This window comes from Alkalinema pantanalense CENA528, from assembly GCF_050753345.1.
Classification (GTDB): Bacteria; Cyanobacteriota; Cyanobacteriia; order Leptolyngbyales; family Leptolyngbyaceae; genus Alkalinema; species Alkalinema pantanalense.
The window spans coordinates 24069-46520 of record NZ_JBLZFX010000038.1 but is presented as its reverse complement, the minus strand read 5'-3'; the positions used below and the strand labels follow the sequence as shown (position 1 = coordinate 46520).

Below are 22452 nucleotides of genomic sequence, written 5' to 3'. Positions count from 1 at the left end.
CCTGACAACTGAGGCGATCGTTGTCTGGAAAAAAGAAAATCAAATCGTTAGATTAAGGAGAAGCAATATCTAGCGGGCGATATGGAGTGTGATGAAGCGCTAAGGCTGATGAATGAATTATTTCATCAAGCCACGGGCGAACCCTTGGGTAATTTACACCAAGATATTTTTCGCTGTGCCTGGGAAAATCGAACCTACGAAGAGATGGATTTAGGGTATAGTCCCAGTCACGTTCGTGAAGCAGGCTCCAGATTATTTCGCATTTTGGGACAGGTACTGGGCAAGCCCGTCAATAAGCGGAACTTTCGAGCGGTGTTGAACCACTATGCCCATCACTACTGTGTGGGAAACGGTCATCCTTGTAAAACAGATACGCTCTGGATTCCCCGTGATCCTGAATTTTCCCAACTGGATGCCCTGATCGATCGCGGCACCAAAATTATTCTGATTCACGGAGAGGGGGGATTGGGCAAGACGCGCTTAGTCCGGAAATATTTGGAACGGCGATCGTTTACCAAAACCTTAATCTTCCAAATGGGTAGCGATCCCGAGCATTTAACCAGCGCCAAAAGCTTAGTCAGCGATTGGCTTAGTAAGATTTTCGGGGATAAAGCAGGCCGAGACTTTATGCTGAACTTGATGCAACTGCGAGTTAGGCTAAGCGATCCCCAACAGTTTGTCGGTATTCTGATTGACGATCTAGATACGGCCTTGGATGGCGATTCTCGATTTGTGCCCGACTGTCGAGATTACGTGCAACTCTTGGAAACATTGTCTGATCCAGATATCAAAGCCGTAACATTTTTAGTCAGCCGCACTCGGTTGCATGAAGAACGCTTAGAGTTAGACGCTTTGGCCTTAGAGGGGTTGCCGTTATCCGCTTGGCAGGATTATTTCCAACGATCGCAACTATCGGCCCACACTCCAGCATTGGCAGAAATGTGGCAGACGTGGGCAGGGAACGCCCTGGCAATGAGGATTTTAGCCACCAAGATCCAACAGGACTTGGGGGGAGACGTAGCGGCGGCTTGGCAGGATGGCAATCGCGACTTGCTCCACAGTGGCGAACTTCAGCGTCTAGTAACACGTCATTTTGATGACTTACATCGCATTGCCCCGGAAGCCTATCGCCTACTGTGCCGTTTGGGAGCCTATCGCTATCAGGAAATTTCCCATGTGCCGCGTCAAGGCGTGGAATGTTTACTGTGGGATGTGGCTAACCTCCAGCGCCATCCTGCCATTTTGCAATGTCTACGCGATCGCTCCCTTTTGGAATGTCGAGATAATGGCAAATTTTGGCTGCATCCAATGATGCGGATGGAAGCTCGCAATCGGCTCCGGGACGATCGCCCAAGTTGGGAAATGACCCATCGTAAACTGGCCGAATTTTGGCTCAATTCCATTACCCATGTCGATCGCGTGGAAGAGGCGCTAGAGATTCTCGAAGCCTATTACCACTATTTAGAAATTAGTGATTACGATAAAGCCTGTGATGTATTAATTACCCTGCGTCATAGCCGTTGGGGTGGACAATTACAACTTGGTTGGCTGTTCTATCGCTTCGGTGAAGTTCAAAAGATTAGCGAAGCCATTCATCGCATTGCACCATACCTGTTGAATGATACGCGGTTGGGTCTCTTGCTTAATCTGTGCGGTTACATTCACCGGGTTGCCGGGGATTTAACTAATGCGATCGAAGTTCATCAACGGGCACATTACATTGCCAAACATAACCGTAGTGAAGATTTAAAGCTATCTTCGCTATTGAACTTAGGACTCTGTTTGATGGAGTTATGGCATATTGAAACAGCATTGATGTTATTTCGGCAGACCTACCATTTAGCGGAACAGTTGCAATCAGAGGGATATCGGCTGTATTCAGCCTGTTGCTTAGCCTATCTCTACGCTTGCCAAGATCAACCCGAGGCTGCCCGATTACAACTTGAAGGCATTGATTTCACTGCCCCCGATCGCTCAACCTCAATGATGGGACGGGGTTACAGTCGTCTGTTTTTAGCCCATACCTATCGCCATTTACACGAGTACAATCAAGCATTGCAAGCCTATCAGCAAACCATCTGCTATGCCGAGAATCAAGAATTTCCCCAAATTCGAGCCAAGGGATTCCATGGCCTTGCCCAAATTTATCGCATGCAAGGCAACCTAACGTTAGCTCGGGAATACCATTTAAAAGCGATTAGTTTACTAACAGCGATCGGTGCGAAATGTGACCTTGCCAAAGCCTATGCCCAATTGGCCCTCACCTGCCAGCAAATGCAGGATTGGGAAGAGGCGGAGCGCTATTATCAACAGGCCCGACAAATGTTTAGTGATATTCCAGCCCCTCGGCGGGTCAGTTGGGTCGATCAATTACTGGATCGATCTCCAAGCTCTTCCATTGCATGGGAAGGAGGTCATAGGGTGAATTCTGCAAATTCTGAGGAAACAGTAGACTGTGGGCCTGACTTTAAGGACTTTGGATCAATTTGAGCCTGGGCTGGGGACTTGAGGGCGGGGTGGGTAGACGCAGATTGAAAAAGCTGACTCACCGAGAGGGTTGGATTCTGGTGCAGCACGTTTAACACACCAATCACATCTCGCACGAGTTCCCCCGGTGTCAGCAACGCCTCTGCCCCCAGACGATCGGTCAAGGTTTGCAAAATTTGCTGTAAATCTTTGGTTGCAACGGGTTTGGCATAGTCGTAGTGCGATCGATGGATCTCCGCTAAGCGTTGCAACAGCTGTAACAATTGCTCAGGGGTCAACGGTTCCAGCCGCACCACTGGCGCGATCGCATCCGTCAAGCCTGACTGGCTGAGCAAGCGATTCTGACTAGTGCGCCGCTGCCAAGCCGGATCGCTATACAGCCCCCGCCGTGGATCTTCAAGAAACTGCGGCGTGCCCCCAACAATAATCCCCAGATAGCTAACCCGCCCCTGCATCGTGTCATTAAACATGGCCAGCAACTTATCGTAGTTATTCTGGCGCGTCACTGTAGTTGTAATTTTCGTTAAATGGATGGCCTCATCGATCAGGACAATTAAGCCCTTATAGCCAATGTCAGCCACAAACTTGGCTAACAGTTTAACGTAGTCATACCACGTCTCATCATCCACAATCACCCGCACTCCCAAGGCCGATTTTGCCTCAGTTTTCGTAGCAAATTCCCCCCGTAACCAGCGCAACGCCGATTCTTTCAGCACTTCATTATCGCTGCGATAACCCGTCCAATAGGCAATAATGACGTTGGCAAACTCAAACCCATTCACCAAATCCACCACATCCTGGGTGACCTCTCGGATTTTGGCCTCCACTTCGCCGTCAAAGCCGTCATCATTGGGCCGCTTGCCCGTATCCTGCGCCACTTGAGTTTGAATCGCCGCAATCCACCGTTCCAGGATAGTTTGCAGCGCACCGCCATCCGGACGACTTTTGGTAGATAGGTGATGCAACAATTCACGATAGGTAGCCACGCTTGCCCCCCCAGCCCCGGCCAACCGCCGCTCAGGGGTGATATCTGCATCCGCAACCACAAAACCTTGCTCTAGGGCCTGAGATCGCAGCAATTGCAACAAAAAGCTTTTACCCGCACCGTAGCGTCCAATCACAAAGCGAAAGCTGGCACCACCTGCGGCAATGTTGCTTAAGTCATGGCTGAGGGTGGCCAGTTCCCGATCGCGACCTACTGCAATGTGCTCGACCCCCAGACGGGGCACTACACCGGATCCCAAAGCATTGACCAAGGCTGTCGAAATGCGTTTTGGGAGTTTGGTTTGCGTCATTGCACACCTCAATCTAGGGGGAGTTAGGCATCAGAGAGGTTCAGTCTACACAAATTTTTTCCTTTCAGCATGACTTCTCATCCAGATTTTCTAGAAAAATCTAGAAGGAATGTGACCAAATCGCACCGGAACCGTCACAAGATCCTCTGTATTCACTAGAGAACAGGTTATCTTGAGTCCCTAAATGGTGAAGAAAAACAACAGTTCTGCAGTCAAGCAGAGGAGTATTTCAAATTTCTACCTGATCGGAGGATAAATGATGCACGGGTCAAACTTCTAGGAAGTTGTGGACAAGACGATCGCCTTAACTTGCTTAACTAAGTTAGGAGAATTGGGGCTAAGTTGGGCAGGACAGGAATACCGATGCCCGCTGTAACGATTAAAATAAGTGAATATCTGTAATACGACGTATACAGATTACGATGGTGAATCAGGCCAGTGAGCCAGCGAAGGGCATGGAGCGTTTGACTAACGGTTGAACTGAACGTTTGACTGACAAAGTTGGACTGAACCATTGCCTTTGTTAGAGTTCAGTTTTCAGATTGCATCCCCCTGTTGATTATTCGTTCTGTCTACCCTGTCATGACAGGGTGCTAGTCAGAATCATCTACTTTCAATCCTTTCAACTATTGCAGAAGGGATTGTTCATTCACGCATCTACACCCTCAAAATTATTTAAGCGCTGTAGTACAACATTATTGCGCTGAACATTATTGCGCTGATTCGGACTGAGTCGATCGATGACAGCGTTGAGCATCTTCCAGACAGCATAGTTTCAGACAGCATAGGGAGCTAGGGATAAACTCTTGCTGCTTGCTTACACGATGCCTTTGCTAGTTTTTCACCCAGAGCCACTAGGGCCTAGGCACAAGCCACTTCCCACCTGAGGGATAGGCAAAGATTAGTGCCCTTACTAGGAGTACCGCTATTACGAATGTCTAGGTCAACCCGTCAGGGAATCCTTTTGAAATTTCCCAGGGATCAGGTCTGGGAGCCAGTGCTTAGACCCAACTGAGCTTCAAAAGCAATTAATTGAAGATTTTTTGAAACAGTAGGGCACCTATAAGACTAGAGCATTGGGAAGCAGTTGCAAATCTATCCAATGTCAGATGTTGACCTGGCATAAAAGTTGACCTCGAAAGATTGAAGAAAACAGGAACAAGGTTTTGCAGTGGTTTGAGGAAAGAGAGATGGCAAAGTGGTTCAACTTATCTTCACTGGTATTTCAACAACTCGCCGCGATCGTGATGCTAGGCAGTGCAATGGCATCCAGCAGTCAAGCGGCGGTCACTTATAAGCTCGATGATATTGGCGGAGATACGGTACCAGAGGATCTCTATCCCCTCGGTCTTGTACCAATAGATGCATATAAGGGCAATATTGTCGGGGATTTGATGTGGATGAACTCCTACCAGGTGGAGGAAGGCGGCGATCTTCTCAAATCGATTTCCCTGACTTGGGGTGCGCCAGGACTTTGGGCGGGTTACACCGGCTTGTCTGACTGGCAAACGCGGCCCTATCCCATTAGCCTGTTCCTCTACAGTGATCCGAATAATGATGGGCGACCCGATGATGCCCAGATTTTAGCCCAGGCAGAAACGACGATTACCAATCCCGACAGCCTGACCTTCACCACCGTCGATATCAAACCCACTCAGCTAGAGGTTGGTCGTCATTTCTTTGTCGGAGCCTTGTTCCGCAATCACCTGCGGGGGCAGCTTCCCGCTACGGTTGATTCATTCAACTCAGTGGATAATCGTTCCTGGTACGTGATTGCTAACCATGGGGATGACCAACCCAGTAATTTTGATGCCGTAAACCTCAACAACAACTTTCGCAAACCCACTCCGCTGGAGCCTGGAGCTGGTAACTGGGTTTTGCGAGTCAATGGGGTCGCGACCCAACCCCCTAGGAAAGTTCCTGAATCGGGAGCAGGACTGGCATTGCTAGGTGTGGGAGCTTGGCTGCTTGGGCGTACCGTGTCCCATCGTGCTCGCTAATCTAGCAACAATCTATCGATCATTTCAGGGTGCAGAACGACTAGGATAGCTAAGCCGTTTTCTGGCTTGCTTCGTAGGCTTGCACTACTTTCGCGATCGTGCTGCGATACTCCTGGGCAATAATCGGCGTGTTTGTCTCTGAGGTGGTTTCCAGAATCAGATCACCGATCGCTTCAAGGGCCTGTTCATTAATTGCATCAATCAGCAGTTCTGGCATCGTCAAGTTGGATTCGGCAATTTGCTTGAGGGTGCTAGCAGGGTTAGTGGCCTGAGCGATCGCACATAGGGCTTGTAATTCGTAGTGGGGCAACTGGTGCACGAATGTAATCCAGTCGGGACTCAGGGCGGCTTGGCTCAGATCGAGGTCGATCGGGGCTGCTGGATCAGTGGAGGTAGCGTGACTCCCTGGATGGCCATTTTGGGCGACCGCCCCCTGCCAGGCGGTGGCAAAGGACGAATGAGTTGAGGTGGAATTGACGGGTTGGGGGGGCGTAGCGGAGATAGATAACTGCTGTTGCTGTTGGCGCAGGCTGGTTAATTCCCGATCGAGATCTTCCTTTTGCGTCCGGCGCTCTAAAATTTGGTCTTCTAACTGGCCAAGTTCACCATGGAGGGAGCGGATTTGCTGCTGAAGTTGGTCGATCGCCCCCTGGAGGGACTGTGCCCCCGCTTCCACCTGTTGGCGCGTGGGTTCCGCCGCAGAAACGAGGCGATCGAGTTCCGTCCGGTACTGTTCTAGCGTAGTGACTTGTTCTTGTAACTGGCTTAACTCATGCTCCAATTTCTGTTTAGTCGCTTGTAATTGTTGAATATCCTGTTGCAGCCGTGTTTGGTGTTTTTGTTGTTCTGCAACCTTTTGTTGGACTTGTTTTAATTCGGCTTGCGTTGTAGTCAGGCTCAGTTCAGCTCGTTGTTTAGCGGCGAGGGTAATCGTCAAGGATTCATTCACCGCCGCCTCTTCCTGCTCTAGTTCTTTGATCTTGCTATCCAAATCTTGAATTTCTGCGGTGGTACGACGCTGGGTCGGCACCGAGAGATCCCAACTAGGGAACGGTTGGGTCGATCGATGACTGACCGCATTTTGCGCCTTCATCTGCTTGGTTTGGGATTGCAGGGAATTAATGTTCGCAATAATGCGATCGTGTTCTTCAATCACATCCAGTAGATCGATGTAAGCCTCCGATCGCTTCCGCTGAAGTGCGCGAATATGGCCTTTGAGTTCATCAATCCGCCAGGTCAGTGCATCTTCCGCTTGACGAGAGGCAACGATCGCCCCAACTTGGCTACCCACAAAAGCCAAACACCCGGTGCCGAAAGCTTTACCCCAATCTCCCTTGCTAAAAACCAAGCTGACACCAAAACTGATGCCAAAGGCCACGGAAGATAGCAGAAAGCGGTTTCCAGACATAAGTCGTCAAGGTTACGTAGATACAGTGAGTAGTGAAATACAAGCGTTAATCTAGGCGTTAATAATTGCGGCAAACGATTCAGAACAGGCGTTTTTATTTTATCCAGGATTGATAGGTTGAACTGCCATTAATGACCATATCGTCCACAGGAGCCAACCTACATAGGCTCAAAGTTGACGGATAGCACCTCCCTGCTGACACCCAACCATCCTGGCCAGCACCAACAAAGACCAACCAACAAAGACCGTAGACTGATGGCGACCTGAACGGGCTGCCAGTTCCCAGACAGCCCTGAGTTTGGCAGACCTTGGACTAGCGGTGACTGTAATGTAGCCTAAACCCCCGAATCCCGATCGATCCCCAAGGGCAATTCCGTATTTCTACGAATAGGTTAAATGTACTACATTAACAACGACGAGTAACTTTATCCAAGGATTCTAAAATAATCGTCGGGAACGACCCAGAATTGGGGTATCCTCTCTTAGATTCAAACCGCTTAAGGTGCCGAAATTATATTCAATTTGAGTAATTCAATGAAATCAGCAACCTCCGCCCTCTCAGCCCCCTTTATTCTCAAAGTTGCCGGGTCAGTGATTCTGTTATCTGCACTGGTAGATTATCTTTCACTCTTGATTCCCTTTCAGGCTTCTAGTAAGGAATGGGTCATCACCACCGTTAGCCAGTCGATCGATCGGGGATTTGTCCCCTTGGTTGGCTTGGTTCTCCTGTATGTGGCTTACTTTCTAGAAAGCGGAACCTTGGCGGCCCCAGGCAAATCGCCCTTTGTCACCGGACGGTTTTGGGCGATCGTCCTGTCCTGCCTGTTTGGGCTTGGCTTTCTCTTTTCCAGCCCCGCTTACTTCCTCAACAGTGGGGATTTAGTGACCAATCGCCTCAAGGACATTTCTGAAAACCGCGATCGAGTGGTCGCCCAAACAACCCAGGAAGAACAGACATTAGAGTTGCAAGTTCAGCAACGCCTAGGTCAGTTGCAAGATCAGGTTAAGGACAAAGCCAAGTTGGATCAGGAACTTAAAGCGTTGACCGAAGCAGTCAATAGTGGACAACTCAAAGGTGACCAACTGGAACAGGCCAAAAAAGCTCAACAGGATCTCGAAAAACTGAAATCGGATCCAAATCATCTTAATAATATGGCCAAAGAATTTAAAGAAAAAGAATTGATGCGGATTCGAGAAAATCGCAAAAAGGTGGAAGATCAGGCCAAAAAGCTGACGGATCAAACCAACACAGATGTGACTAAAACCCGCATTCGGATGGCTTTAAATAGCCTGCTGTTTGCGATCGCCTACACCATCATTGGCTGGGTTGGCTTGGCTGAAATGGGCATTTTCAGTAAGCCTCAGCGGTAATTTGGGCGAATACAATCGGTCTTGATGACACTGCTTTGAGCCAGTTAGTACTGTCTGGAATTCGGGCAATCTGAAATGAGAATTGAGCATCCCAGAGGCAGACAATAGCCGCGATCGCTCAGTTCTCATTTTTTATCTTTTTAACTGCGGATCCATATAACAACGAGTAGTGACACTAGGGCAGCTATGTTTTCCATCTACATCCTCACCTACAACGAAGAACTGGACATTGCCGCTTGCCTAGACTCTGCGCTGCTCTCCGACGATGTGATTGTCGTGGACTCCTTTAGCAGCGATCGCACGGTTGAAATTGCCCAACGCTACGCGCAGAATCATCCGGTTCGCGTTGTACAGCACGCCTTTGAAAGCCACGGCAAACAGCGCACCTGGATGCTGCGATCGATCCCCACTAAATACGAGTGGGTCTACATCCTGGAAGCCGACGAACTCATGACGCCGGAACTGTTCCAAGAATGCCTGCGTACCATTCAGCAGCCGGAACACATCGGCTACTACGTGGCAGAACGGGTCATGTTTATGGGCCAGTGGATCAAGCACAGTACCCAATACCCGCGCTACCAAATGCGACTGTTCCGCAAAGATAAAGTCTGGTTTTCGGACTATGGCCATACGGAGCGGGAAGTCTGCGAGGGTTCCACCGGATTTCTCAAGGAGACCTATCCCCACTACACCCAAGGCAAAGGTTTTGAACGCTGGTTTGACAAACACAATACCTATTCCAGCAACGAAGCCAAGGAAACCGTCCGCCAACTGGAACAGGGGCAAGTGAACTGGCGGAACTTATTTTTTGGCAAAACAGAAGTTGACCGACGCCACGCCCTGAAGGATCTCTCGCAACGGATTCCTTGTCGGCCCTTAGTTCGCTGGATCTATATGTATTTCTTCCTAGGGGGAATTCTGGATGGTCGAGCGGGGTTTGCCTGGTGCACCCTCCAAGCTTTTTACGAATACATGATTTTGCTGAAGGTCTGGGAGTTGCGCCACATGCCCGTGCCGTCTTTACCTGACCTGCCTGTGCCGGAAACTGCCGCCCCCCAGGGCTTGAAGCGAGGTAATTCCGCCATGAGTGATCCCGCTACGATCGTAGAAAATGTTAATTAAGCTACAATAGGTTTACAAAATTAATCAGTTTACGATCGAAATATTCAAGATCTCTAAATAGATCCCCATAAGCCTCAAAATTAGGATTTAGGCTAACTCAGACTTGCAACATTTCTTTACTAGTTTTACAACTAAATGTAGAGATCGAGTTTTAGTCAATTCTTAAGTCCATTCAGGTAAGTCCATTCAGCTTATTAGCCCATTTACCGACTGTGCTTTTACCTATGTGCTTTGTCGCGATCGGGATCGCTGTTGCAAACTTGCGCTGACAATTTGCGGGGAGAGGCCACTACCGAAATGCTAAACCGCCTAAAACAAGATCTGAAAAATGACCTGATTGCAGGTCTGTTAGTGGTGATTCCCCTGGCAACCACGATCTGGTTGACCTATACCATTTCCACATGGGTCATTGAATTTCTGACCCGCATCCCCAAGCAACTCAATCCCTTTGATGGCTTGAATCCCCTCTTGGTCAATCTGCTGGATTTTTTAGTAGGGTTGACCGTTCCTCTAGTGTCCATCTTGGCGATCGGGCTCATGGCCCGCAACATTGCTGGGCGGTGGCTTCTGGAAGTCGGAGAAAGTGTCCTGCAAGCCATTCCCCTGGCTGGCCAGGTCTACAAAACCCTGAAGCAATTATTGCAAACCGTCCTCAAGGATTCAGCGGGCAAGTTTCGTCGAGTGGTACTGGTGGAATACCCCCGCGAAGGGGTCTGGTCCCTGGGATTTGTCACAGGAACCATCAGCGCCGAAATTCAATCCCACTTCAGCGGTACCATGCTAAGTGTTTTTGTGCCAACGACGCCGAACCCCACCACAGGCTGGTATGCAGTGGTTCCGGAAACGGCGGTGATTAACCTCGCAATGCCGATCGAAGATGCCTTCAAAGTCATTGTCTCCGGCGGTATCGTTAGTCCCGATGCCTTAACTACGGTGCCCCCAGGCAGTGCGATCGTGGGCTCAGACACCCTGCCCCTCAACCAACTTTTGGAGCGGGATTTTCAACCCGTGACGATCGAAGACCCTTCTAATGTAAGATAAGCAAGCCAATCCGAACCTCGTCAATTTTTATCACGCCATGCAAGCTCGTCGTATTGCCCGTGAACTCGCCCTTTTGAGTCTGAGCCAAATGCCCAGCAAGCCAGAACGGCTAAATGCTCAGTCTCTACAAGACATTGTGGTCGCTGCAGTACGGACTTTGGCCTCGGAAGCAAGGGACACCTTGGAAACGGCATCTGCGGAATTGCAACGCAGTAATAGTCAACTATTGGATAGCGAAACCCGCGCCAGCACTCCTGACGCTGCAAAAGAAATGCTGAAGGAGTCCATTCGATTGACCCAGGAAGCAATTAATCGCCTCGGCCATACGTTAGAGATTCCTGAATTTTTGCAATTGTCTAATCAAAAGGATGTACGGAATTACGCCCTTGAGATTTTGGGACGGTTCCAAACCGATCGCGCCACGGTGGATGCTCTCTTGAATCAATCCTTGGTGGATTGGCAGTTGAACCGTCTGGCAGGGATCGATCGCGACCTGCTGCGGATTGCGGTTATAGAAATGATGTTTTTAGGCACCGCACCGGAAGTCGCCATTAACGAAGCAGTCGAATTGGCAAAACGCTACAGCGAAGAAGATGGCCATCGCTTCATCAATGGAGTCCTCCGCCGTGCCTATGAGCAAATCAAAGGCGGTCTCCAGGCAGGAGCTTCCCAGTCTTCGTGAGCCAGGATGGCTTCGGAAAACCTCACTTAGGCCAGTAGAACGCGACAGCAGTTCATCTTGTAGGATTTAGAGTGGTTCCTTCGCAGTTGTTTGGGTAAGGTCAATGACGTTTAACTGGTTCAATCGAAAGCTCAACGAGCAGCCGGAAGCTGACAAAGCCGCTGAGCCCAATGAGCCCACCTCAAACGCCAGTGAGACGGCATCTCAACCTTCCCAGGAAGAGTATCTCAACTTTGCGAAGCTAGCCTACGAGAATCTCAAGAAAAAGCAAGCCGCTCAAGCGGAAGAGTCTTCGGTCACAGACTCCGTTGAAGACTCTGCTGGAGTTGCAGCAGCAGAGCCAGAGGTTGCGCCAGAAGCCACTGAGCCAGAAGCCACTGAGCCAGAAGCCACTGAGCCAGAAGCTGATGCATCGGCCACAGATATAGCAGTAGCCACTTCCGAAGCCACTTCCGAAGCAGTCCCTTCTGAGCCAGAAACAACCCCGACGATCGCAGCCCCCCTCACCACTGAGACTGAGACCACTCCTGTCCTGGCTGCGGAAGTCACCAGTGGCTCCCGTGAAGACGAAAGCTCATCTCCTCAACCCATCTGGCTGCGAGCCGAAGCCGATCGGGAAGCACGCTTAGAACGGTTGCGGGAAACAGCGATCGAAGAGCCAGAACCGATCGTGGCTCAAACCCCAGCGGCCCAAGGGTCTATGCCCCAACCCATCTATGAACCGATCGATCTCGATGACGGTTTTATCTGGTCTGCGGAAGTTCTTGCAGCGCAGGGTCGGCGACTTGAAGACATCACCATTGAAGAAATCACTTGGTTGAAACGGCTACGGCAGGGCCTAGATAAAACCCGACGTGGCTTGATTAATCAACTGAAGGCGATCGTGGGTCAGGGGCCGCTGAATGAAGACGCGGTGATGGAAATTGAATCCCTGCTGCTCCAAGCCGATGTGGGGGTTGCCGCCACAGATGCAATTATTGAAGGCTTGCAGAGTAAGTTACGGGAAGAAGCCCTGCCCCCGGATCAAGCGATCGCCTACCTCAAACAACTCCTGCGGGACATGTTGGAACAGCCCGTGCGGGAAGGCGGCTTCAAACGCGGCTTTGGGCCAGAAAAAGATAAGTTGAATATTTGGCTAATGACCGGGGTTAATGGTGCAGGCAAAACCACAACGATCGGTAAAATTGCCCATGTGGCTAGCAAGTCGGGATATCAGTGTTTAATTGCAGCGGCGGATACCTTCCGGGCAGCAGCTGTAGAGCAGGTTAAAGTCTGGGGACAACGCAGCGATGTGGAAGTCATTGCCAACCCTGGCCAAAATACCGACCCAGCGGCAGTGGTGTTTGATGCCATTACCTCAGCCCAGTCGCGGGGTACGGAATTACTGTTAGTGGATACCGCAGGCCGCTTACAGAATAAGAAAAACTTGATGGATGAATTGGCCAAAGTCCGCCGCATCATTGACAAAAAAGCGGAAGGTGCTAACGTCGAAGCCTTGCTAGTCCTGGATTCCACCCTAGGACAGAACGGCCTCCAGCAAGCCAAGGTCTTTGCGGAAGCCGCCCAGTTAAGCGGCGTTGTCCTCACCAAACTCGATGGAACCGCCAAAGGTGGCGTGGCCTTAGCAGTGGTACAACAGCTTGGCTTACCGATTCGCTTTATTGGTGCTGGAGAAGGGATTGAAGACCTCCGACCATTCTCCAGTTACGAGTTTGTCGAAGCATTAATCAGCGGTTAATCCTGATCGGGCTGCCCCCTCGATGCAGCGAACATTCGACTTGCCTTCGGGGGGGTGCGACTTCAATGTTCAGCATTCACTGGTTACATCTGTGGTTGAAAGTAGCCAGTCCGCTCGCTAGGCTGCGAGGTGAGGACTGTGGGATAGAACCACCGTGATCGGGCATTCCGCCAGTAGGGCCGCACTTTCGGGGGTTAACGTTTCTCGGAGGTTGCGCACCTGTTGCAGGATAGCCAGTTCCTTAGCGTAGTCTGGGTTCGCCGCGATCGCTGCCCAATCATAGTTCTCTTGCTGCAATAGGTGAATGACAACATTCAAATTTGACAAAGGATTGCGGAGTTCTTGATAAAAGTAATTCAACAACCCGTCATTACGATTGTTGCGGTCTTCTCCCCCATTAGCACCAGCATTGAACTGTTGAGTTAATGCAGCATATTTATTCAATCGAGCTGAAATTGCTGCGAATAACTCCTCCGGTGTGAAGGGTTTAAACAGATAATCATCTGCCCCCAGCTCCATCCCTCGGCGCAAGTCCGCTTTTGTGGTGCGAGCGGTCAGAAAAATAAACGGAAGCGCCGAGGTTTCAGGATTCTGGCGCATTTGATGCAGGACGGTAAAGCCATCAATCTCCGGCATGTGCACATCACACAGCACCATATCCGGTTGCTGCTGCTGAGCAAGCTGTAGTCCCGTTGGCCCATCACAGGCGGAGATCGTTTGAAATCCTTCGACTTCAAGCAAATCAATCAAGCATTCCCGGACGTTTTTATCGTCCTCAATCACCAAAATTGTCTTCATAGTTCTAGATGCACCTAAAGGGGACCGACTGCCAGTAGTACCTGTATTAAGCAACCACTGAAGACGGCTGGTTTAGTAAGGTCTGCGCCAACGGTAGAGTTACCGTAAACGTCGTTCCTCGACCTACCTCACTTTGAAATTCCACACGACCTCCATGGCGGTCAACACATTGTTTGACGATCGCCAGTCCCAAGCCCGTACCGGGAATGGTACGAACATTGCTGGCACGGTGGAATTCATGGAAGAGCTTACCCTGATCCGCGATCGGGATACCAATACCCTGATCTTGGATCCGAAAGACTACGTCCTCTGTTCTACACACTAAGTCAAAGGCAATACTTTGGCCTTGGGGAGAATACTTAATTGCATTGGATAGCAAATTCCCTAAAATGTGACGTATAAGACGCTCATCTAAGCAATATTGGGCATTTCGGCCATGGAGCGAGTCAGGCGAGTACGTAAAAACCACAGGATGGGTAGATCCCTCAGGTGGTTGAAGATCGTGGAGCACCTCGTGGCAGACCTGGAGCAAATTGAGCGGTTGAGGTTGGTATGATAATTTGCCAGCTTCGGCTTCCCCAATCGTCAGGACGTCATCTAGCAATTGATGCATTCGTCGAATCGATCCGTGGATTCGCTGAAAGTAGGCATCTCGCTTACCGTCATCCAGTTGTGCCCCATAGCGATTTAATAACTCCGTAGAAAATAAAATCGAATTAAGGGGGTTCCGAAACTCATGGGCCACCATCGAGACGAAACGAGCTTGCACCTCACAGAGTTCTTGCTGTTGCTGGAGGGATGCCCGCAGCGCAGTTTCGGATTGGTGCCGTGCGATCGCAACTTCGATCGTCGCAATTAATTCGCAGTCGGCACAGGAGGAGAGGAGATAACCATAGGGTTGCGTTGTTTTGGCCCGTTCAAAGGTTTGGGGAGAAAAATCTTGGGTGAAGTAAACCACTGGGCAATGGAGAGTGTGCTGAATTTGCTCAGCCGTAGCAATGCCGTCAAGCTCCCCCTGAAGTTGAATCCCCATCAGCACAAGATCAGGTAATTGTTGCTGCACGTGGACGATCGCAGCCACACCTTCAGCCACCTGGCCCACCACCTCATACCCTGCCTGACATAACCGGGTTTTCATCGATCGGGCAAGAATATCATTTGCTTCAACAATTAGGATTTGGAGCTTGGGCATAGGCTAACCCATGGGTACAGGGTGATTGGCAGTGGAAGAGGACAAACTGGTGAATGGGGCAGGTAGATGTGCTGTTCCAACTGTATGGAAAATTTTAGGAATAGGAGAAGATAGAACTTGTAAGCACCCTATTTACCCTATTTACTCGTAAGCACCCTGTTTAAACAGGTGAACGCCAGTATTAACTTACTTGAACTGCCAGTATTCACTGCCAGTATTCATGCGCGGTATTAATGAACCGGGGTAAATTAACGGGGACTTGCTAGACGGGGACTTGCTAGACAGGGACTTACTAACCAGTGCGAAGATGAATGTCCGCAGAAAAATTACGGTGAGATAGTTTTAGCTTGCCCACGGAAACAGGTGGATGTACCAGGAAAACGGTAAATTAATGGATGGCGATCTTAGACATAGATCAAGTGATCTAAAGATTGGAGCGGTGCAAAACGCGATCGTGGAAAAGTTAACAGCAACGTGGGACGCGGAGCAAATGCAGCTTTGGGAAGATCTGTCCCCAGAGCATCAAGCAACCTTGCATCAAGCCATGGCTCCCCAGCGAACGATAGTCGGTGTCATGACACCGCATACCCTGGAAGAACTGAGTGCCATGGTGGTGCAGGCTCAGGACTTGGGTTGTGCAGTGGTTCCGATGGGGCAGGGTAGCAAGTTGGGCTGGGGCGGATTGGTTCATCCTGCTGGCCCGATCGTTTATCTCAGCACCGCCCGCTTAAATCGCATCATTGACCACGCCATCGGGGACTTAACCATCACGGTGGAAGCGGGATTGACCTTTGCAGAATTGCAACGATCGTTGGCTGCCGTGGGCCAATTTTTAGCGATCGACCCTAGTTATCCCGATCGGGCGACGATCGGGGGCATTATCGCCACTGGGGATTCGGGAGCCCTGCGCCATCGCTACAACAGCGTGCGGGATATGGTGCTGGGGGTGACCTTTGTGAGATCGGACGGGCAACTTGTCAAAGCGGGCGGGCGCGTGGTGAAAAACGTAGCGGGCTATGACCTGATGAAATTATTAACCGGTTCCTATGGCACCTTGGGCGTGATCACTCAAGTGACGCTGCGGGTTTATCCCCTGCCGGAAACGGTGCAAACAGTGGTGCTCTCCGGTGCCCCCGATTTGATCAAGCAAGCTGCGCAAACGGTATTGAATTCCGCCCTGACTCCGATCGCCTTGGATGTTATTTCGGCCCCCATCAGTTCCCACCTCCAGCTAGGCAAGGCCATGGCGCTCTTGGTGCGGTTCCAGAGCATTCGCGAAAGTGTGGAGGAACAGAGCCAGCGTTGCGTTGATCTAGCCACCACCTTAGGATTAACCGCTACGATCGTTCCCTCGGAAACAGAAGGCGATCTATGGCGACACTTAGGAGAATGTATGGCTCCAACGGATCAGGCCGATCTGATAACCTGCAAAATAGGAATGAAGTCCTCCCAGGCGATCGCGCAATTGGTTGAATGGGAAACGCAGTTACCGGGAATAGGCGCAAGACTCCATCTGGGCAGTGGTTTGGGGCAGATTGTTTTGCCCGCTACGGTGCGATCAACCCAATTGCTGGCCGCCCGATCGACCTGTCAAGCGGCAGGAGGATTTTTGACGGTGCAACAAGCGCCGATCGCCCTGAAACAGCAAATGGAGGTTTGGGGCGAGGGTGGAGCGGCCTTAGCCATGATGCAAGCCATCAAACAACAATTTGATCCAAAACGACTCTTCAGTCCCGGTCGGTTTATCGGTGGAATTTAAGGAAACGGAGCCGCATAATGCAATTACCAGATACTTCGACCGATCATTCCCCAGCCAATTCCCCGGTTCAGACTAATCAACTAACCCCGGTGGATCGATCGAACAACCCAGCAGCAGCTACCCCCATCAGTGATGCGTTGGCCACCTTACGAGGCTTCGATCAGCAGGGTTTCGATCCACAAAATCCCCCCGATCCAAAACTGATTGATGCCTGTGTCCATTGCGGTTTCTGCCTGTCCACCTGTCCCAGTTACCGGGTTCTAGGTAAGGAGATGGATTCGCCGCGCGGGCGCATTTACCTGATGGATGGGGTAAACGAAGGTCAAATTCCGCTTTCTCCCGCAACGGTACAGCATTTTGATTCCTGCTTGGGCTGTTTGGCCTGCGTGACTACCTGTCCTTCCGGTGTGCAATACAACAAGCTGATTGAAGCCACCCGATCGCAGGTAGCCCGTAACCATCCGAGATCGCTAGCCGAAAAATTGCTACGCACCCTGATTTTTCAAACCTTTCCCTATCCCGATCGTCTGCGCAATCTGCTGCGCCCCCTAGTGCTGTACCAAAAATCCGGATTACAAAAGTGGGTGCGATCGCTCAAGCTTTTACCGCAACTGTCTCCTCAGTTAGCCGCAATGGAAGGCATGATGCCGGACATTCCCCCCCAGGCGTTCCAAGACAGCTTACCAGAGCGGATTCCAGCAGCGGGGAAACAACGATATCGCGTCGGGCTGATTTTGGGCTGTGTGCAGCGTTTGTTTAATCCCGAGGTGAACGACGCAACGGTGCGCGTGTTAACCACCAATGGTTGCGAAGTCGTGATTCCTAAAAGCCAAGGCTGCTGCGGTGCCCTGTCCCACCACCAAGGTGAAGACACCCAGGCTCAAACGTTGGCCAAGCAAATGATTGACACCTTTGAGCAGTCCGGAGTGGACTATGTGTTGATTAATGCTTCCGGCTGTGGCCATACGCTGAAGGAATACCACCACATTCTGAAAGATGATCCGCAATACGCCGATCGAGCCAAAGCCTTTGTCGATCTGGTTAAGGATGTGCAGGAATTTCTAGCAGATGTGGGCTTAACGGTTCCGCTGCAACCGCTGCAAACCGCCCCGTTAACGCTGGTGTATCAAGATGCTTGCCACATGATTCACGGCCAAAAGATCAGCGTTCAGCCCCGACAATTGTTGCGCCAAATTCCCGGCGTGCAACTGCGGGAACCGATCGATGCAGCCCTATGCTGCGGCAGCGCGGGAATTTACAACATTCTGCAGCCGGAGGTCGCTGAAGAACTAGGACAACAAAAGGCAACCAATCTGACCAATACGGGAGCTCAAGTCATTGCTTCGGCCAACATTGGCTGCTTTGTGCAAATTTCCAAGCATTTAGCCCTCCAAGGGAAAGCGGTGCCGGTCCTCCATCCCATGCAATTGCTGGACTATTCGATTCGGGGCATTGCCTTAGACCTTGACCCTTAAACCTCCCAACACGGACCGATCGACGCATCACCTGTAATTTCAAGCTGGTATCTTAGAAAATAACTGAAACATTAGGCGAAAAACGCTGGTGGAAATTCTCAGAACGTTGCGGAATGTGTTGTTGCGCTGGTGGTCGGACTTTACCCTCCAGACGAAGTTGATGGCGGTAGCGACGCTGGTCGTTTCCTTAATCATGAGCGGCTTGACGTTCTGGGCAGTCAACACCATTCAATACGACGCACGACTCAACGATACTCGCTTTGGTAGCGACCTAGGGTTGCTGCTAGCCGTCAATGCAGCCCCTTTGTTGGCGGAAGACAATAAATCCGAACTGGCTCGCTTTTCCCATCGTTTCTATAGCAGTACCGCCAGTATTCGCTATATGCTCTACGCGGATCCGGATGGCAATATCTTTTTTGGCATTCCCTTTTCCGATTCCGAGGTGCAAAATTCCTTAACTATCAAACGGCGAATTCAGTTGCCGGACGATTTTTCGGAACGATCGGATTTGCCCATGGTGCGCCAGCACCTCACCCCCGACGGCGAAGTAACCGATGTGTTTGTACCGCTCGTCTACGAAGGACAATATTTGGGGGTTTTGGCGATCGGAACAAATCCCAATCCCACCGCCGTTGCCTCGTCTCACTTGACACGGGATGTTACCACAGCCGTCTTTGTGTCGATTTGGGTCATGGTGATCCTGGGTGCGGTGTTTAATGCGCTGACTATTACCAAGCCGATTAGGGAATTACTGGTTGGGGTGCAGAATATCGCCAAGGGTAACTTTAAGCAGCGGGTGGATTTGCCTCTGGGAGGTGAATTTTTAGCTCTGATGTCCAGCTTTAATGAAATGGCAGAAAAGCTGGAGCGCTACGAAGAGCAAAATATTGAAGAACTCACCGCTGAAAAGGCCAAACTGGATACGCTAGTCTCGACGATCGCCGATGGAGCAATTTTGTTAGACACGGATTTTCAAGTCGTCTTGGCCAATCGCACAGCTCGCCGCATTTTTGGCTGGGAAAATCAAGCTGTGGAAGGCGAAAATGTGCTCTATGCCTTTCCAGCAGCGGTACAGGCAGAACTGACACGCCCGCTCTATCAACTGGTACGAGGAGAACTGAGGGAAGAAGCCGAATTTACAATTACACTCAAAGAACCAGCGCAGCGGACTGTTCGTATCCTGCTAAATAACGTATTGGATAGTACCCGGGAGAATGTCAAGGGAATTGCCTTGACGGTACAAGATATCACCCGTGAAGCAGAACTGAATGAAGCCAAGAGTCAATTCATCAGTAATGTGTCCCACGAATTACGCACACCATTGTTTAACATCAAGTCATTTATTGAAACGCTGTATGAATATGGCGATGCCTTAGAACCGGAACAACAGCGCGACTTTTTGGAGACAGCCAACCGAGAAACCGATCGCCTAACACGACTGGTCAATGACGTGTTGGACTTGTCACGTTTGGAGTCTTCGCGAACTTATACCTTGGATGCGGTAGATTTGACTCAAACGATCGAGCAAACCCTCCGCACCTATCAGTTGAACGCCAAAGATAAGGGCATCGCCCTGATTCAAGATGTTCCAGGCAATTTACCGCCCGTCTTAGGCCATTACGATTTGCTGGTGCAGGTGTTTGCCAACCTGGTCGGGAATGCAATGAAATTTACAAGTTCCGGTGGGCAGGTGGCAATTCGGGCCTCTTTGCTGGATGAATGCGATGTGGATCAGCAGTCCCAGCGAGTCCGCGTTGAAGTTAGTGATACTGGAATCGGCATTGATCCAGAAGATCAAGAAGCGGTGTTTGAGCGCTTTTTCCGGGTGGAAAATCGTGTGCATACCCTGGAAGGGACGGGGCTGGGGCTGTCGATCGTTCGCAACATCATCCACGATAAACATCACAGCCAAGTTCACGTCATCAGTGAAGTGGGGGTAGGAACAACCTTCTGGTTCGATTTAGTCGTATTTCAGGATAAGACCGACTTGCTGATTGAGTCTGAGAACATGGTCCCCATGGACACAGCGATCGTAAGTTAGATCCTTCAGTTCTTCAACTGGCAACGGATCAAGTCAGCCATCCTCGTCCTGTTCAGCCCTGACCCATTCGATCCTGTCAAATTAAGGACGCACGAAGTTGTAAATGACCTGAGATTGCAGATGATTTAACGTTTCTTCGAGATCACTCATCAAATGGATTTTGCGCTCCAATTGCACCTGTAAACCCGTCAAGGGGTCAGAGCCGCTGGACGCAAGGAGAGAAACTTGACCAATATTCATCCAATGGGGCAATTGTCGCAATAGGCCAATGACAGCCTCACTGTCAGGATGGTTAGGATCTTCATACCAGTTAGGATTGCTGCCTTCGGCATCTTCAGTCCCTAGATTGACGATCAACGAAGCCTGGGGCATCAGTGCCGCAGCCACGGGGCGAACCTCTTCTTGCAGCATCAGGCCATAGCCCCGAGCAAGGAATCTTAATTTTTCTAGCCGTTCATAGCGCTCTGCCAACGATCGCGGCTCATCGACCCAAGCAATCGAAAGGGTCGCCAAGTAATTCCGCAGAAACATATGGCCCAATTTTTCGGCCTTCGTTGCTAGATAATTCGCGTTATGGTTGGTGGCTTCGATCAACAGAGGAAGGCGATCGACCAGCTCCAAGCCATACCCTTTTAAGCCAGCAATTTTGCGCGGATTATTGGTAATCAGGCGAATTTGCTTCACCCCTAAATCATTCAAAATTTGCGCACCTACTCCATAATCCCGCAGATCCGCTGGAAATCCGAGGCGCTCATTGGCTTCCACAGTATCCAGCCCAATATCTTGCAAAGAGTAGGCTTTAAGCTTATTGACTAAGCCAATGCCCCGACCTTCCTGACGCAGATAGACAACAATGCCTCGGCCCGCCTGCTCAATCATTTTCATGGCCGCCTGCAACTGCATTCGACAGTCACACCGCAACGATCCTAAAGCATCGCCTGTGAGGCATTCTGAGTGAACCCGTACCATCACAGGCTGCTCTGCAAAGGATTTCGGATTGCCTTTGACGATCGCAATATGTTCCGATCCATCCAAAATGTTGCGGTAAGCATAAACTTGAAACTCACCAAATTGCGTCGGCAAGTTAGCCACGGTTTCCCGTTGAACAAAGCGTTCATGCTTGAGCCGATAGCTAATCAAATCCGCAATGCTAATGATTTTGAGCCCATGCATCTTGGCGTACTGGATCAATTCCGGAAGCCGCGCCATCGAACCATCGGGATTCTGAATTTCACAGATCACACCCGCCGGATACAGTCCCGCCAATTCCGCCAAATCGACAGCAGCTTCCGTATGACCTGCACGCTTTAGAACACCGCCATCTCGAGATCGTAGGGGAAAAATATGTCCGGGGCGGCGCAGGTCACTCGGCTTGGTTTTAGGGTCGAGGGTGGCTTGAATGGTACGGGCACGATCCTCTGCTGAAATTCCCGTAGAGACCCCAAGGGTCGGAGAAGCATCAATACTAACGGTGAAAGCGGTTTGGTTAGTGTCTGTATTTTCCCTGACCATGAGGGGCAAATCGAGTTCATCGAGTCGATCGCCCGTCATGGCTAAACAAATCAGGCCGCGTGCCTCAACTGCCATGAAATTAATCATGTCTGGTGTGGCAAACTGGGCTGCACAAATGACATCCCCTTCGTTTTCTCGATTTTCATCGTCCACAACCACGACTGCCTTTCCGATCCTGAGGTCAGCAAGGGCGGACTCGATCGAATCAAAGGCAAAAGTCTGCATCAAACCAGTTTGGAGTTGGCGGATTGAGAAGTTCAAGGTGAAACACCATTAAATTTTATGAAGCTTACTATACCGATTGTAATTTGTTTCAATCAGTGAGGTTGACTATAAGGATGAACTGATTTCCCCCTCTAGGTCAAGTGACAAGAACAACCTTATCTGCATTTTCACGGAATACCCAGGATTTCCGGAAGATTTTGCGCATTAACAAGTTACTTTTCGAGATAGGCTTCTGCACAGGTCTAACCTGCCTGATTGGCAGAATTTCTAACCACTGCATGGCCTAGAAATCTCCGTGGGTAGGAT

The 22452-nt window shown here is 50.4% G+C and carries 15 protein-coding genes; 10 read left to right on the top strand and 5 right to left on the bottom strand.

Annotated elements, in window-relative coordinates; all coding sequences use genetic code 11:
• The first annotated feature begins 108 nt into the window (after positions 1–108).
• Entirely contained in the window at positions 109–2490 is a 2382-nt protein-coding gene (locus tag ACN4EG_RS14080; RefSeq protein WP_431630311.1) for a tetratricopeptide repeat protein, read from the top strand.
• On the opposite strand, the gene ACN4EG_RS14075 is transcribed toward ACN4EG_RS14080, so the two are convergent.
• Positions 2415–3782 carry an ATP-binding protein gene (locus ACN4EG_RS14075; protein ID WP_431630309.1) on the bottom strand — a complete coding sequence of 456 codons (1368 nt, stop codon included), beginning with the start codon at positions 3780–3782 and terminating at the stop codon, positions 2415–2417. The two genes, ACN4EG_RS14080 and ACN4EG_RS14075, sit on opposite strands and share 76 nt — an antisense overlap.
• A 1190-nt stretch (positions 3783–4972) precedes the next feature.
• Here ACN4EG_RS14075 and ACN4EG_RS14070 point away from each other — a divergent pair.
• Positions 4973–5782, top strand: a complete 810-nt coding sequence (locus ACN4EG_RS14070; protein ID WP_431630306.1) for a hypothetical protein — start codon at positions 4973–4975, stop codon at positions 5780–5782.
• Positions 5783–5831: 49 nt separating this feature from the next.
• On the opposite strand, the gene ACN4EG_RS14065 is transcribed toward ACN4EG_RS14070, so the two are convergent.
• Positions 5832–7190 carry a tellurite resistance TerB C-terminal domain-containing protein gene (locus ACN4EG_RS14065; RefSeq protein ID WP_431630305.1) on the bottom strand — a complete coding sequence of 453 codons (1359 nt, stop codon included), beginning with the start codon at positions 7188–7190 and terminating at the stop codon, positions 5832–5834.
• 534 nt (positions 7191–7724) lie between these two features.
• Here ACN4EG_RS14065 and ACN4EG_RS14060 point away from each other — a divergent pair.
• The 5 genes from ACN4EG_RS14060 to ftsY all read left to right on the top strand — a co-directional run bounded on the left by ACN4EG_RS14060 (position 7725) and on the right by ftsY (position 13144).
• A complete protein-coding gene (locus ACN4EG_RS14060; protein WP_431630302.1) occupies positions 7725–8561 on the top strand; it encodes an HpsJ family protein in 837 nt (278 codons plus the stop codon).
• 186 nt (positions 8562–8747) lie between these two features.
• Positions 8748–9683 (top strand): glycosyltransferase family 2 protein, encoded by a 936-nt coding sequence (locus tag ACN4EG_RS14055; protein ID WP_431630300.1) that lies wholly within the window; start codon positions 8748–8750, stop codon positions 9681–9683.
• Positions 9684–9980: 297 nt separating this feature from the next.
• Positions 9981–10724 carry a DUF502 domain-containing protein gene (locus ACN4EG_RS14050; RefSeq protein WP_431630298.1) on the top strand — a complete coding sequence of 248 codons (744 nt, stop codon included), beginning with the start codon at positions 9981–9983 and terminating at the stop codon, positions 10722–10724.
• Positions 10725–10761: 37 nt separating this feature from the next.
• Positions 10762–11406: a transcription antitermination factor NusB gene (gene nusB, locus ACN4EG_RS14045; protein WP_431630296.1), complete on the top strand. Its 645-nt coding sequence runs from the start codon at positions 10762–10764 to the stop codon at positions 11404–11406.
• A 103-nt stretch (positions 11407–11509) separates the two neighbouring features.
• On the top strand, positions 11510–13144 hold the full coding sequence (gene ftsY / locus ACN4EG_RS14040; protein ID WP_431630294.1) for a signal recognition particle-docking protein FtsY: 1635 nt from the start codon (positions 11510–11512) through the stop codon (positions 13142–13144).
• A 117-nt stretch (positions 13145–13261) separates the two neighbouring features.
• On the opposite strand, the gene ACN4EG_RS14035 is transcribed toward ftsY, so the two are convergent.
• The gene (locus ACN4EG_RS14035) at positions 13262–13942 is read right to left on the bottom strand and encodes a response regulator transcription factor (protein ID WP_431630293.1); all 681 of its coding nucleotides are present in this window, start codon (positions 13940–13942) and stop codon (positions 13262–13264) included.
• A gap of 46 nt (positions 13943–13988) precedes the next feature.
• Positions 13989–15134, bottom strand: coding sequence for a hybrid sensor histidine kinase/response regulator (locus ACN4EG_RS14030; RefSeq protein ID WP_431630291.1), 1146 nt, complete (start codon positions 15132–15134; stop codon positions 13989–13991).
• Between the two features lie 367 nt (positions 15135–15501).
• Here ACN4EG_RS14030 and ACN4EG_RS14025 point away from each other — a divergent pair, with 367 nt between their 5' ends.
• The 3 genes from ACN4EG_RS14025 to nblS all read left to right on the top strand — a co-directional run bounded on the left by ACN4EG_RS14025 (position 15502) and on the right by nblS (position 20409).
• On the top strand, positions 15502–16893 hold the full coding sequence (locus ACN4EG_RS14025) for an FAD-binding oxidoreductase (protein ID WP_431630290.1): 1392 nt from the start codon (positions 15502–15504) through the stop codon (positions 16891–16893).
• Between the two features lie 17 nt (positions 16894–16910).
• Positions 16911–18368, top strand: a complete 1458-nt coding sequence (locus ACN4EG_RS14020; RefSeq protein ID WP_431630288.1) for a (Fe-S)-binding protein — start codon at positions 16911–16913, stop codon at positions 18366–18368.
• An 88-nt stretch (positions 18369–18456) separates the two neighbouring features.
• Positions 18457–20409 carry a two-component system sensor histidine kinase NblS gene (nblS, locus tag ACN4EG_RS14015; RefSeq protein WP_431630286.1) on the top strand — a complete coding sequence of 651 codons (1953 nt, stop codon included), beginning with the start codon at positions 18457–18459 and terminating at the stop codon, positions 20407–20409.
• 81 nt (positions 20410–20490) lie between these two features.
• Here the strand turns inward: nblS and ribBA are convergent, their stop codons facing one another.
• The gene (ribBA, locus tag ACN4EG_RS14010; RefSeq protein WP_431630284.1) at positions 20491–22182 is read right to left on the bottom strand and encodes a bifunctional 3,4-dihydroxy-2-butanone-4-phosphate synthase/GTP cyclohydrolase II; all 1692 of its coding nucleotides are present in this window, start codon (positions 22180–22182) and stop codon (positions 20491–20493) included.
• Positions 22183–22452: the final 270 nt, after the last annotated feature.

Bases quoted from the DNA above. Each gene is read 5' to 3' on its own strand.
- ACN4EG_RS14080 (WP_431630311.1), top strand. From the start codon at position 109: ATGAATGAATTATTTCATCAAGCCACGGGCGAACCCTTGGGTAATTTA.
- ACN4EG_RS14075 (WP_431630309.1), bottom strand. From the start codon at position 3,782: ATGACGCAAACCAAACTCCCAAAACGCATTTCGACAGCCTTGGTCAAT.
- ACN4EG_RS14070 (WP_431630306.1), top strand. From the start codon at position 4,973: ATGGCAAAGTGGTTCAACTTATCTTCACTGGTATTTCAACAACTCGCC.
- ACN4EG_RS14065 (WP_431630305.1), bottom strand. From the start codon at position 7,190: ATGTCTGGAAACCGCTTTCTGCTATCTTCCGTGGCCTTTGGCATCAGT.
- ACN4EG_RS14060 (WP_431630302.1), top strand. From the start codon at position 7,725: ATGAAATCAGCAACCTCCGCCCTCTCAGCCCCCTTTATTCTCAAAGTT.
- ACN4EG_RS14055 (WP_431630300.1), top strand. From the start codon at position 8,748: ATGTTTTCCATCTACATCCTCACCTACAACGAAGAACTGGACATTGCC.
- ACN4EG_RS14050 (WP_431630298.1), top strand. From the start codon at position 9,981: ATGCTAAACCGCCTAAAACAAGATCTGAAAAATGACCTGATTGCAGGT.
- nusB (WP_431630296.1), top strand. From the start codon at position 10,762: ATGCAAGCTCGTCGTATTGCCCGTGAACTCGCCCTTTTGAGTCTGAGC.
- ftsY (WP_431630294.1), top strand. From the start codon at position 11,510: ATGACGTTTAACTGGTTCAATCGAAAGCTCAACGAGCAGCCGGAAGCT.
- ACN4EG_RS14035 (WP_431630293.1), bottom strand. From the start codon at position 13,942: ATGAAGACAATTTTGGTGATTGAGGACGATAAAAACGTCCGGGAATGC.
- ACN4EG_RS14030 (WP_431630291.1), bottom strand. From the start codon at position 15,134: ATGCCCAAGCTCCAAATCCTAATTGTTGAAGCAAATGATATTCTTGCC.
- ACN4EG_RS14025 (WP_431630290.1), top strand. From the start codon at position 15,502: ATGTACCAGGAAAACGGTAAATTAATGGATGGCGATCTTAGACATAGA.
- ACN4EG_RS14020 (WP_431630288.1), top strand. From the start codon at position 16,911: ATGCAATTACCAGATACTTCGACCGATCATTCCCCAGCCAATTCCCCG.